The organism is Dorea chungnamensis (assembly GCF_039832125.1).
Classification (GTDB): Bacteria; Bacillota; Clostridia; order Lachnospirales; family Lachnospiraceae; genus JAFBIX01.
Genome location: NZ_JBDOHT010000018.1, coordinates 1 through 13208, shown reverse-complemented (window position 1 = coordinate 13208; position 13208 = coordinate 1). Strand labels below are relative to the sequence as shown.

The following is a 13208-nucleotide window of genomic DNA, read 5'->3' as shown; positions in this document are numbered from 1 at the left end:
GTTTTACTCTACATTTGTATCAAAATAATATGCATCAAATACAGCTTTTGCTTCGTCAGATAAGATAAACTTTAAGAAATCTTCTGCTGCTTTGGTCTGCGCATCATCTGCTTCTTCATTGAATACCTGAGCGATCGGATAGATTACATTTCCAGTCAGATCATAACTTACTGTTTCCAGAATATCCAAGTCATCTTCATAACCATATGTGTCAGAATAATAGGTTGTTCCTACTTCACAGGACCCTTCTACAACTGCTGCAAGCACTTTGCTTACATTATCCTGTTCACTGATCTCTACACCGCCAAGTGCTTCAGATACCTGTTCTGTTGTAATCGTAGATACATCATCTACAGATTCCAGGATTCCAAGATTGACCAGTGCCTGTCTGGTATATTTTCCTACCGGAACGCTTCCGCCTGCCAGTGCGATGTTCTCTGCATCTCCGATATTCTCAAGTCCTGTTACCTTGGTTCCACTGTCTTTCAATGTAACAACTACCACCTGGTTATTCACAACATTCGCTCTTGTTCCATCTACGACCAGCCCGTCTTCTTCCAACTGATCCATCTGTTTCTGTGCTGCTGAAAAGAAGATATCACATTCATAACCTTCTTCAATCTGAGTCAACAATGTACCAGAACTGTCCGCATTATAAGTAATCTTTACTTCCGGATGTTCTTCGTTGTACATCTCGGCAAGTTCTGTCATAACGGTATTCAGGCTGGCTGCAATGAATACCTGAATCTCTGTCTCTTCCGCCGTTTCACTGCCTGTTTCTTCCTCTTTTGCTCCACAAGCTATCAGTCCTGCTGCCATAGCAACGACTACTGCGACTGCTGCGAGTCTCTTCATAAATGTTCTCTTTTTCATTTACTTTCCTCCTGATCGCGTGTTTTTCATTGTTTATTTTGAACACATGATTTTCTGATACAGATTCTTACACCTATATCTAACCACCTATAGATGACATTTCTTTTTGTTCCGTAATCAGCTCCTGTATTTCAAACTTATGTGCTGCCGGTTTATTCTGGATAGCAAGTGCCAGCCGGCGCCGGACCTCTTCTGTATCATTTGCCCGCAATGCATCTCTTACGGATATCCGGTCCTCATAGCAAAGACAAGATTTAATCTCCCCAGTGGAAGTCACACGGATTCGGTTGCAATACTGGCAGAACTTCCCATGCATTGCGCTGATAAATCCTATGCTTCCTTCATATCCCGGCACCTGATAATAGACTGCCGGACCATTCCCGTGAACTTGCATATCCTTCTTCAGCGGACCGTAACAGACTTCCAGTTTGCGAAGAATCTCTTCATTCGGTATCAATTCATAGTTTCTTCCATATCCAATCGGCATCATCTCAATAAACCGGACATCCAGCTTACGTTCTTTTGCAAGAGAAGCAAGATTCATCCATTCATCTTCATTCTGTCCCTTTTGCAGAACGACATTTACTTTTAATGGAATCTGCTCTCTTAATGCGGCCTCGATTCCATTCAACACTTTCTTCAGATCATCTCTCCCGGTAATATCATAAAAATGCCGCGGATTGAGTGTATCTAGGCTGACATTCACACCATCTAACCCATGATCTTTCAATTCTTCGACATATTCTTCCAGATACACGCCATTGGTCGTAAGTGTAACTTGTTCGACCCCAGGAACACTCTTAAGCATCCCCACAAGGGACGGACATCCCTTTCGGACAAGCGGTTCTCCGCCAGTCACTTTAATCTTGCGGATTCCAAGTTCTGCCGCTTCAATTGCCAGTGCTTTTATCTCTTCATAGGTAAGAATCTGCTCCATCGGAACCCAGGATATCCCGTTCGGCATACAATACCGACACCTCAGATTGCATCTGTCGGTAATCGATATCCGCATATAATCGATGGTTCTTCCCTGTCCATCCAGCATTCCTGCACCTCCTGTCCTATATCAATTCCAACAACAGGCTGATCACGCCTCCGCAGACCATGCCTTCTTCTTCGGCATCATTGCCTGTCATATCCACCTGACAGATACGTGCCTTTGGCATGCCTGCCTCAACCATGAGCCGTGCTTTCTGTATGACATTTGCTTCCATACATCCGCCGCCAATCGTTCCGATACATTTTCCATTCCGCAGAATCAGCATCTTCGTCCCGACCCCCCGCGGTGCAGAACCCTTTCTCGCAACAATAGTTGCAAGTACTTTGGGGCTATGATCCGATTCCTGTTCCAGGATTGCTTTTATCATTTCTTTCGTGTATCCTCCGGATCTCTTCTGTCGATTCTTTACTTGTATGATCTCTGCCATAATTGCAACCGCAATTTCCACCGGCGTTTCTGCATTGATGTTCAGCCCGATTGGCGTATAAACGGCATCCAGCACAGCTGAATCGATTCCTTTTTTCTTCAGATTTTCTTTCACCATAGCCGTTCTTTTCCGGCTTCCAATCATTCCTATATAAGCATGCTCTTTTTGCGCAATCTTTTCCAGGCAGATCTGATCATATCGATGTCCTCTGGTCACGATCACAAAGAAAGTATCGGCACTGCCAGAGACCTTCTCAAGCCCTTCTTCAAACGGCTCACAGATGACAGTCGTAGCTCCTGCGCGTCTGGCATCGTCTGCATAAGATGGACGATCTTCCAGCACTGTCACTTCACATCCCATCATGACTCCTAACATAATTACCGGAATAGACACATGTCCCCCACCACAGATCACGATTCTTTTATCCTCTCCCAACAGATCACAGAACACCCGATGACCTCCCAGTTCAATGACTCCACAATCTCTAAGTTCCTGAATCTCTTTTTGATATTCTACAAAGAATCCACCTGGCCTGCTCTCCCAGACAATCCTGCCTTCAACAGTTATTGCTTTTTCCGCAAGGAACTCTTCATCGATTACTGTCAGGACCATCCTGCGTAAATCAGAATCCGTCTGCTCTATCGCTTCAAACAATGTCTTCATACAGATTCACCTACATTCCTTTTCCGAAACCGCAATTCGGAAATGTGCAGACCGGACATGACAGACACAAGCCTCCTTGTCCCAGACAGTTCAGATCGTCTGCCGTTAGTTTTTCATCGGTCATAATCCTCGGAAGCACCAGATCAAATATCGTCCTCCTTGAATACATCACGCATCCTGGGAGTCCCATGACCGGAATATCTCCCTGATAATATGCCAAGAGAAACATAGCTCCCGGAAGCACCGGCGCACCATACGTCACAATGTCTGCTCCTGTATTCTTGATTGCAAGCGGTGTCCGGTCATCCGGATCTACGCTCATGCCGCCAGTACATATGACCATATTACATCCCTTCTCGAGCATAACCTTGATCGCTTCCGTAATCATTCTATGATCATCATCACAGATCACATGATCTGTCTCTGTAATCCCATACTCAGCAAGCTTCTCCTGGACTACCGGAGTAAATGTATCCTGAATCCGTCCTCGATAGACTTCGCTTCCTGTTGCAATGATTCCAACCTTTTTCTTCGTATAAGGGCGAATCTGGAAGATTGGCTCCTCTCCAGCCACCTCTTCTGCCTTCTTCATCTTGTCCTCATGAATGACCAGCGGAATCACCCTGGTTCCTGCGATCTTATCTCCTGCTTTTACCGGAAAGTTCCCATGGCAGCTGGCGATCATCATCTCTCCCAGTGCATTGACACGATTCAGCTTGTCTATATCTATCTTCAGTACACCATCCATATCTGCAATCAGCTCAATCTTTCCTTCTTTTACTTCGGATGGATGCATTCCATTGCCCTGACAGATCCTCCTTAATATCTCCGCCGCTTCATTCTCATGTAGCATACCTTCTTCTTTTTCCCAGACATAAAGATGTTCTTTTCCTACGGACAGAAGCACCGGAATATCCTCTTCTGTCACTACATGACCTTTGCGAAATACCGCATCCTTGGTCACACCTTTTATAATCTGCGTAATATCATGGCATAATACCTGTCCTACTGCGTCTTCTGTTTTTACCAGTTTCATCTTGATTCCCTTCTTTATGATTTTTATAACAAAAACCATCGGCCTGCACCGATGGTTCTTGTGAATTCTACATTCATTCAATCTTTGCTGCTCTGACCAACATAAGTATAGCAAAAATGCAGTCGCATTTACGTTGTCCAGACAACTTTTATTCTTAGATTTTCCATATCTATATCTGCAACAGAATAAAGTGATTTTTCCTTACAATCAATAATCCCTCTTTTTCCATCTTCTTTAATTCATGGGACAGCACGCTTCGATTCAGTCCCAGATAATTCGCCAGCTGTTCCCGATTAAAGTCTATGTCAAATTCATTACTTTTATATCGGATCTTCTGTATCTTCAGGTATTTTTCGATCTTTTCCCTTACGCTTTTCGATGATAATATCTCGATCTTACGATATTTTCGGATATCTTCGTTGGCAAGAAAGTACACGATACGTTGATACAGAAATATACGATCTGCCTCTTCGAGCATTCCCGGTTCCTCAATGTATCTAACCGGAAACCAATATACAGTCGATGGCAGTGACGCATACATGGTGTATGGACTTGTCTTTTTCAAGCTCACTGCAATCTCCAGACCAACCATATAGGATCTCTTGAGCTTCTGTACCATCTGCTCTGTCCCATCAGAATAATACTGCACTTTACAGATCTCACCGGAAAGAAGGATTCCCACTTCATCCACTCTGTTCTTTTCTTCAACAACAATTTCATTTTTCTGGTAATTTTTCGTCTTTCCATTCAAACGAGAGAGGATATTTTTTACCTTTTCCTGATTCATCTCACAGAATAATAGACAATGATATAATTCATTCCTCATTTCCATAGACAATCTCTCCTCACATTCTTGATTTTTATTCTACAACAAAAAGCGCTCCCAATCCAGTTTATCGCATCAAATCGTTAACAAGAGCTGTTGACTTTATAAGATGTCCATGTTATGGTACAGAAACACAGAGCTATGAAATATAAAAAGAAAGAAAATGTATGTACAAAGAGAGGTAATATGAAGAAGAAAATTAGTGGGAAGGCATTCCTTCCATTTGGGGTTTTTGTTGGGGTATATCTGATCACTGGTATCGTTCTGAATGCAAAGGGAGTGGAAATGGCATTCTATCAGCTTCCCACTCCGGTTGCAGCGGTTATCGGCGTTATAACTGCATTTATCTTATTCAAAGGAACGATCAATGAGAAACTGGAGACATTCTTAAAAGGCTGCGGTCACACCGATGTTATGACGATGTGCTTTATCTTCTTATTTGCAGGTGCATTTACTACTGTATCCAGTGAGATGGGCGGTGTTGACGCTGTGGTAAATCTTGGCATGTCTGTTCTGCCGCCGCAATTCGTTGCTGCAGGTGTATTTGTTATCTCAGGGTTCATCGGAATCTCTACCGGAACATCTGTGGGGACGGTTGTTGCGGTCACTCCAATCGCCATAGGGCTTGCCGAAGCCGGCGGCCTGAATGTATATCTGGTCGTTGCAGCGACTATCTGCGGCGCCATGTTCGGAGATAATTTATCTATGATCTCAGATACGACAATTGCAGCGACCCGCACACAAGGCGTAGAGATGAAGGATAAGTTTCGTTCCAACTTTGCGATCGCTCTTCCGGCTGCGATCATCACTGTTGTACTTCTGCTTATCTTCGGAAGACCAGATGTTGTGCCGGAAGCTGCCGAGTATTCTTTTAGTTTTATAAAAGTATTACCGTATGTATTCGTTCTCGGGACATCGTTATTGGGGCTGAACGTGTTCCTTGTGTTGACCGGAGGAATCGTATTCTCAGGAGTAATCGGCATTGCGATGGGAAGCTTTACGCTCCTGGAGTTCGCGAATCATATCTATACCGGATTCACAGGCATGTTCGAGATCTTTCTGCTCTCCATGATGATGGGCGGTCTCGCTGCCATGGTAGAGGAAGAAGGCGGCATCGAATGGGTATTGCAGATGGTCCGAAAAGTCATCAAGAACAGGCACACCGCAGAAGCAGGGATTGCCGCCATGGTCTCTGTGGCAGATATTGCAACAGCCAATAATACCGTATCCATCCTGGTGACCGGCAATGTAGCAAAAGAATTAAGTGAAGAATATGATGTAGATCCAAAACGTACCGCATCCTTACTCGACTTATTTGCCTGTGTCTTCCAGGGAATCCTGCCATACAGTGCACAGATTCTGTTTGCCTGCGCAATGCTTGAGAATCTGAACAGCCCATTCCAGGTAATCTCCTTCTGCTGGTACCAGTATATCGTGGCAATCATTGCGATTCTTTCTATATTATTTACTGGGAAATCTAAGAAAAAGCATGCAAAAGAGGCGGCTGAAGTATGATAGGAATTGTCCTCCCCGGTGAAAGAAAAAATCTATTTATTTTATTTGCATTTTTAGCTAATATTCACATTGTTTTCAATACTTATATTTATCAGAAAAATATTTTGAAAGAAAATGATACAAGATTGCATTGGTCGTTCCATTCACTTTTTCATCTTCTATAAGCTGCGAAAAAGGCTCTTCCAGACTACATTCTCCACAGATATCAACTCCGATTACTTTCTGATGACGAAAAACTTCCGAAAGCAGCTTCTGTAAGGTATCTACGGACATACTGCCTTGGTTCCAGTTGGTTCTTGCGCCATACCGGTCCAACACATCTTTGTCAATGGAAATATATGCAGGAAGTTCCTTTTGTATCTGATTCAAGTCTTTTTCAATTGTCTTGGCTTCTATCTCCTGCATGCTGACACAGACTAATTTTTCCTTAAATTTTTCCGGTATTTCCCTTATACTTTCCTTATTGGGTCCTATTAAAATTAATTGCTTTAAATATGGATTATCTGAAAGCATCTCACCTGCCCAACTTCCACAACTCGTCAACTCATGTATCATAGGCTGCTGCATATCATTATGATAATCGAACAATACCAGGGAAAATGGAACCCGAATCTTCTCCGCGAATAACTTTGTAACATAATGATAGTTCCCATTATCCAGAAAATGGATCCCTCCCGGCCCATATGAAGTCAGCCGCTTTCGGATCTCTCGCTTCGCTTCCGCCGTGCAATACATATTCGTACCTCTGATGTCACTCAGATCAACTCTTCGGATATCCTGAACTTTACTCTCAATATATTCTGGATAAACATGTGTAAAATCAAGAATCAAATTCTGCGCCTTGTCCAACTCTTTCACACCTCTTTCTTCAGGAATCTGACACACAGTAATAAACTGAAAAAGGGCCGCATATCCGCAATAGCAGGTATGCAGTCCCGTATACTCAAGAATACTTTATCCTTCGATAGCGATATAGTGCTTCTTCTCTTCTACCGCCTTTTTGTCATCTTTCGGCATTTTGAATGACAAAATACCATTTTCATACTTCGGATGGATATCCTTCTCTGTCACATTCTCGCCCACATAAAAGCTTCGACTGACACTTCCGGCATAACGCTCACGTCTTACGTATCTTCCATCCTCGTTCTTTTCATCCTTATTGAGTCCCTTAGCAGCGCTGACAGTCAAATAGCCATTCTCCAGCTGCATTTGAATCTCATCTTTCTTAAATCCCGGCAGGTCGATATCCACTTCGTAACCAGAATCTGTCTCCTTCACATCTGTCTTCATCAGATTGCTTGCATGCTTTCCATACAGTACCTTATCAACATTCGGAAATGCAAAATCATCCATAAAATCATCAAACAAGTTTTCTCCAAAAATACTAGGCATCATCATAAGTCATATCTCCTTTCAAATAGATATAAAAATTGTTTCAGCACTATCGGAGAAATCCGAGGTGTCGCTTTCAGAACATATGAATCGGATTCAATTTTTATCCTTTTTATTTGTTCTATATGTACTATAACACCTATATTATCTTTCGTCAATAGAACTCTCTAATATTTTTGTGAACATTCTGTGATTAATTCAATGAATGATTCCCACCAATTGCCACCAGCATCAATAATGTAGTAATCAATTCTGCCGCCGGAAACGCCAGCCAGATTCCTGTCATTCCAAACAACCATGACAGGACATATGCACATACAATAATTGCCACCACGCCTCGTACAATAGATGTAACAAATGCCCATTTTGCAGATTCTGTAGCGCTTAGATATCCTGTTCCTACAATATTGAAACCGGCAAACAGAAATCCCACAAAATACAACCGCACTCCTTCCAATGCATAAGCTGCCATCTTCACATTGTGTTCACTGTTAAATATATTCACAATTGGCTGTGTGAAGCAAATCGCGACAAATATAACCAAAAGGGCCAGAATAATCGCAGTCCCTATCGACAACTTTAAGATCTTCTTCACAGAAGTTCTGTCTCCTTTTCCATAAGATTCACTCAGAAGTGGCTGTGCACCCTGGGACACTCCATTAAAAATAGAGGTCGCTACGATTGCCGTATTAGCCACGATACCATAAGCTGCCACACCATCATTGCCTGCCAGTCCCAGAATCAGATAGTTGAACACGGCTGTCGTCACACCGGAAGACAACTCTCCGATAAATGCTGCCATTCCTAACTGACACGCTTCTACAATTCTTCTAACAGATGGCCTCTGCCAGATGAATCTCACCGTACTTTTTTTTGAGAAAAAGTGGGTACAACATATCAGAATTCCAACCACCGGAGAAAATGCCGTTGCCAGTGCCGCTCCGGCCATTCCCATTTCAAGTGGAAACATAAGCACATAATCCATTACAATATTAAATAAACTACTGAAAAGTGTCGCCTGCATTGCCCTAGAAGGATTCCCGTCATTTCTTACGAATGCATTGCAGATATGATTTCCCATAAAAAAGGGGGCAAACATAAGAAAGATTCTGGTATACGGTGTACCAATCTTTACAATCTGCGCATCTCCACCCAGCACAGCGATCAACTGTCCCGGTACCAAAGCACCTACCAACATGAATAATGTCCCTAAAATAACCGCGAACATCACAGCATTGGAAAAATACAGCTCCGCTCTCTCATCATTTCTGGCCCGCAAGATGTTAAATCTGGTCGCCGAGCCAACTCCTATCATTGCGCCAATTCCAAAAATCAGGCTATACAACGGAAGCACCAGATTCAACGCTGTAATTCCCCCTGCGCCTTCTGCCCGTGAAATAAAGAAAGTATCCGCGATAACATATGCAGAGATTCCTATCATCCCCAATATATTCTGCGATACATACTTTGCAAACTTTCTCTCTGTCGAAATTTTTTCGATTCTATCCATACCGTTCATGATTGCCCCAAAACCTTTTCTATCTCTAAATACTTATATTAACCCAAGTATCAAAATTGTACACCGCCTCCTTCATTTTTACAATACAAATCGAGCCCATGTTTCTCCTAACCAAAAAACATGGGCTCAAACATTATAGTATCTATATTATTATTTCACTGCTTCAAATGCTGTATCTAATGCTGCGATCAGATCTTCCACCTTCTCAATACCGATAGACAGACGAATCGTATTCGGTTTGATTCCCTGATCCAGAAGTTCTTCTTCTGTGCACTGGCTGTGTGTAGTTGTTGCAGGATGAATCACAAGTGATTTTACATCTGCTACGTTAGCCAGTAATGAGAAGATTGCCAGATTGTCAATGAATTTCTGCGCTGTCTCGGCATCTCCCTTGATCTCAAATGTAAAGATAGAGCCGCCTCCATTTGGCAGATACTTCTTATATAATTCATGACTCGGTTCACTCTCCAGTGAAGGATGGTGAACTGCTTCCACCTGTGGATGATGTGCCAGATAATCTACAATCTTCAATGCATTGCTTACATGACGCTCTACACGTAATGACAATGTCTCCAATCCCTGTAAGAACAGGAATGCATGGAATGGAGAAAGTGTTGCACCAGTATCACGCAGGATGACTGCACGGATATAGGTCACAAAAGCTGCAGAACCAGCCGCATCCGTAAATGCCACACCATGATAACTTGGGTTTGCTTCAGATATCCATGGATATTTGCCAGATGCTTTCCAGTCAAAGTTACCGCTGTCAATAATAACACCGCCGATGGCTGTTCCATGTCCTCCGATAAATTTGGTTGCAGAATGAACAACGATATCTGCACCATATTCAATCGGGCGAATCAGATAAGGAGTTGCAAAAGTAGAATCAACTACCAACGGAATGTTGTGCTTATGTGCGATTTTTGCCAATTCTTCCAGATCAATCAGGTTCGAATTCGGATTTCCAAGAGTCTCTACAAAGATTGCTTTTGTATTTTCCTGAATTGCTGCCTCAAAAGAACCTTCTACTTCCGGATCAACGAAGGTTGTTGTCACTCCATTGGTCAATGGCAATGTATGTGCTAATAAGTTATAAGTTCCTCCGTAAATAGTCTTAGATGCTACAATGTGCTCTCCTGATCTTGCCAGTGCCTGAAATGTATAATCAATGGCTGCTGCACCAGATGCTACTGCAAGTGCTGCGACACCGCCTTCCAGAGATGCAATTCTCTGTTCGAATACATCCTCGGTAGGATTGGTAAGTCTTCCATAGATATTACCTGCATCACGAAGTCCAAATCTGTCAGCTGCATGCTGTGAATTGTGGAATACATAAGATGATGTTGCATAGATAGGAACTGCTCTTGCATCTGTAGCCGGATCTGCCTGTTCCTGTCCGATATGTAATTGTCTTGTTTCAAAACCCCAGTTTTTAGAATCTTTAATATTTGCCATTTTCATGTCCTCCGATCTATTTATTTTTTGCTTGTTTTTTATTTTCTGTAATCATACTAACACGATAGGTTTAATATGTCCAATATACAAAAAAAATATCTAGTTATAGTTTCAAGCTATAACTAGATACATCACAACTGACAATAAGACAAAATCGCCCATTCCAACTAATCAATATTCAAATAACACTTCAATTTCTCTATATACAGTTCTCCAACTTTACTCAGTATCGTATTCTTTCTCACAATATATCCTATCTCCATGACACTGTTGGGATTCTGCTCGTCATCGTGGAACGGAACTGCAACAAAATCACTTCCATTCAGTTCTTCGCATATGATTCCGGAGCAAAGTGTATATCCATTCAAGCCAACCATCAGATTCAGCATTGTGGCCCGGTCATTTGCCTTGATTGTCTGTGAATATTCATTCGTGGACAAGATTTCTTCTGCAAAATAAAATGAACTATTGTCCCCCTGTTCAAAAGATAAACATGGATAACCATCCAACTGTTCAAAGCTGATGGACTCCTGATTTGCCAAGGGATGTTCCCTCCACAGATATACATACGCCTGACAGTCGATTAGATGGTGGAATTCCAGCCCGGCAGATCTCAGAAGCTTTTCCATTGATTTTCGGTTGAAATCACAAAGATACAGAAGACCAATCTCACTTTTCATGGTACTGACATCACTGATTACTTCCGCCGTCTTTGTCTCACGGATTGCAAATTCATACTCTGACATATCAAATTCTTTCGCCATATCTACAAATGCCTTCACTGCAAAGGAATAATGCTGGGTAGACACACCGAATTTTTTCTTATAAGATCCACCTTTTCCGTATTTTTCCAACACACTTTCATATTGCCCATATATCTGCTTTGCATAGAGAAGAAATTCTGTTCCATCGTTAGTCAGCGTAACTCCTCTTCCGCTCCTGAAAAACAAAGTGATTCCCAGTTCTTTCTCCAATTCCTTCATGGCATTGGTCAGTGAAGGCTGGGATACATATAATTGTTCTGCTGCTTTATTTAATGATTTTGTCTCTGCAATTGTTATAAAATAATTTAACTGCGTTAAAGTCATACTCGTTTTTCCTCTATAAAGTCTTAATCATATTACCTGTACAGAATTTCACAAATTCATTGTAACATATATATTTCTGCTTCGCCATGCGATGTCCTGACAATTAATTTTACGAATTATAATCATCCAGGAAATTGTGCTTTTCACCATCTATCTGATATCCAATTACTTTTCTCAGATTAATACTCTTTACACTGGTGACATGCTCCCACCACTTAACGTTGTTTGAGGTGGGGGCTTCTTACTCAATGCCCCCGAATGGGGCAAGTATCAATAAGCTATCCCCGCCTGCCCGGCGGTTCGATTTCTAGCCCGAAAACGGGCATAACAACTATATTTCGTCCAGACATGGACATGAATTCAGTCTGGAAACAGACATACTTTATGCAGAGAGCAGACGCAATGCTTCTTTCCTGATATTGATCGCCGCATTCACATCCCTGTCGTTTATATAACCACACTCACATCGATATACTCTCTCTGACAATGGTAATACCTGTTTGACCTTTCCACACTTACTGCACCTTTTGCTGGATGGAAAGAACCTGTCCACCTTTACAAGCTGTCCTCCACGGTCTTCCAGCTTATAACTAAGCATGTTCAGCAACATCCCATAACCGTTATCCGCAACACTCTTCCCGAAATTCAGACTCCTGCTCATTGCCTTCATGTTCAGATCCTCGACGGCAACCACATCATACTCATCCGCCAGTTTTCGACTCAACTTATGATGAAAGTCTCTTCTCTGATTTTTGACCTTCTCATGGCAAAGTGCCACCTTTTTCTTTTGTTTCCGATAATTCGAACTTCCACACTTACAACGTGACAGCTTTCGCTGCTCTCTGTTCAGCCGTTTTTCAGACCTTCGGTAGTAATCCGGATATTCGCATTTACTTCCATCGGAAAATACTGCCAGTCCATGCATCGCATAATCAATACCGATAACCTTCAGTTCTCTTCCTTCTCTGTCCCGGACTTGGTTTTCATCCGCACAGTATTCAAAAAGGATACTGACGTAGTACTTCCCTGAAGGTTGTCTTCTCACTGTCACAGCCTTTATCCCGAACCCTTCCGGAATCTGTCTGTGGATCTTCGCCTTTACGACACCGGCTTTTGGGAGTTTGATTCCGTTCTCAAGAAGTCGAATATTCCCATTCACCAGATTCGTAGTATATGCATTTCGGCTATGATGCTTTGACTTGAATTTCGGAAACCCAATCTCCGGACGTTCAAAAAAATTCCTGTATGCCCGTTCCAGATGGAGCTGCACATTCGCCAGGGCAAGAGAATCCACTTCCTTCAACCACGAAAATTCTTTTTTATATGCTGCCGGTGTCGTCTTCAGCATCTTCCCGGTCTTCTTATATTCTTCCATCTTATCCGACAGCATCTGGTTATAGATGAATCTACAACT

At 42.3% G+C, this 13208-nt stretch carries 12 protein-coding genes; 1 reads left to right on the top strand and 11 read right to left on the bottom strand.

The genetic code is table 11. The annotated features are described in order from the left end of the window. Window positions 1-3: 3 nt before the first annotated feature. From modA to ABE613_RS13040, 5 genes are all read right to left on the bottom strand, one after another. Window positions 4-873, bottom strand: coding sequence for a molybdate ABC transporter substrate-binding protein (modA, locus tag ABE613_RS13060; RefSeq protein ID WP_510182361.1), 870 nt, complete (start codon window positions 871-873; stop codon window positions 4-6). Between the two features lie 79 nt (window positions 874-952). After that, window positions 953-1918 (bottom strand): GTP 3',8-cyclase MoaA, encoded by a 966-nt coding sequence (gene moaA / locus ABE613_RS13055; protein ID WP_347376603.1) that lies wholly within the window; start codon window positions 1916-1918, stop codon window positions 953-955. A gap of 16 nt (window positions 1919-1934) precedes the next feature. Further along, window positions 1935-2963, bottom strand: a complete 1029-nt coding sequence (locus tag ABE613_RS13050) for an XdhC family protein (RefSeq protein ID WP_347376602.1) — start codon at window positions 2961-2963, stop codon at window positions 1935-1937. Between the two features lie 10 nt (window positions 2964-2973). Further along, window positions 2974-3999 (bottom strand): molybdopterin-binding protein, encoded by a 1026-nt coding sequence (locus ABE613_RS13045; protein WP_235232751.1) that lies wholly within the window; start codon window positions 3997-3999, stop codon window positions 2974-2976. A gap of 169 nt (window positions 4000-4168) precedes the next feature. Next, a complete protein-coding gene (locus tag ABE613_RS13040) occupies window positions 4169-4831 on the bottom strand; it encodes a Crp/Fnr family transcriptional regulator (protein ID WP_235232752.1) in 663 nt (220 codons plus the stop codon). Between the two features lie 114 nt (window positions 4832-4945). On the opposite strand from ABE613_RS13040, the gene ABE613_RS13035 reads away from it, so the two are divergent. Further along, window positions 4946-6340 (top strand): Na+/H+ antiporter NhaC family protein, encoded by a 1395-nt coding sequence (locus ABE613_RS13035; RefSeq protein WP_347376601.1) that lies wholly within the window; start codon window positions 4946-4948, stop codon window positions 6338-6340. A gap of 75 nt (window positions 6341-6415) precedes the next feature. Here ABE613_RS13035 and ABE613_RS13030 read toward each other — a convergent pair whose 3' ends face one another. The 6 genes from ABE613_RS13030 to ABE613_RS13005 form a co-directional block, all read right to left on the bottom strand. After that, a complete protein-coding gene (locus tag ABE613_RS13030) occupies window positions 6416-7198 on the bottom strand; it encodes an arginase family protein (protein WP_347376600.1) in 783 nt (260 codons plus the stop codon). Window positions 7199-7294: 96 nt separating this feature from the next. After that, entirely contained in the window at window positions 7295-7738 is a 444-nt protein-coding gene (locus ABE613_RS13025; protein ID WP_235232755.1) for an Hsp20/alpha crystallin family protein, read from the bottom strand. Between the two features lie 187 nt (window positions 7739-7925). Further along, on the bottom strand, window positions 7926-9251 hold the full coding sequence (locus ABE613_RS13020) for an MATE family efflux transporter (RefSeq protein ID WP_510182360.1): 1326 nt from the start codon (window positions 9249-9251) through the stop codon (window positions 7926-7928). Window positions 9252-9401: 150 nt separating this feature from the next. Beyond that, window positions 9402-10706, bottom strand: a complete 1305-nt coding sequence (locus tag ABE613_RS13015; RefSeq protein WP_347376599.1) for an O-acetylhomoserine aminocarboxypropyltransferase/cysteine synthase family protein — start codon at window positions 10704-10706, stop codon at window positions 9402-9404. A gap of 167 nt (window positions 10707-10873) precedes the next feature. Next, window positions 10874-11794 (bottom strand): LysR family transcriptional regulator, encoded by a 921-nt coding sequence (locus ABE613_RS13010; RefSeq protein WP_347376598.1) that lies wholly within the window; start codon window positions 11792-11794, stop codon window positions 10874-10876. Window positions 11795-12176: 382 nt separating this feature from the next. Beyond that, window positions 12177-13208, bottom strand: a 1032-nt coding sequence (locus tag ABE613_RS13005; protein ID WP_347376597.1) for an RNA-guided endonuclease InsQ/TnpB family protein, incomplete at its 5' end; no start/stop codon positions are given.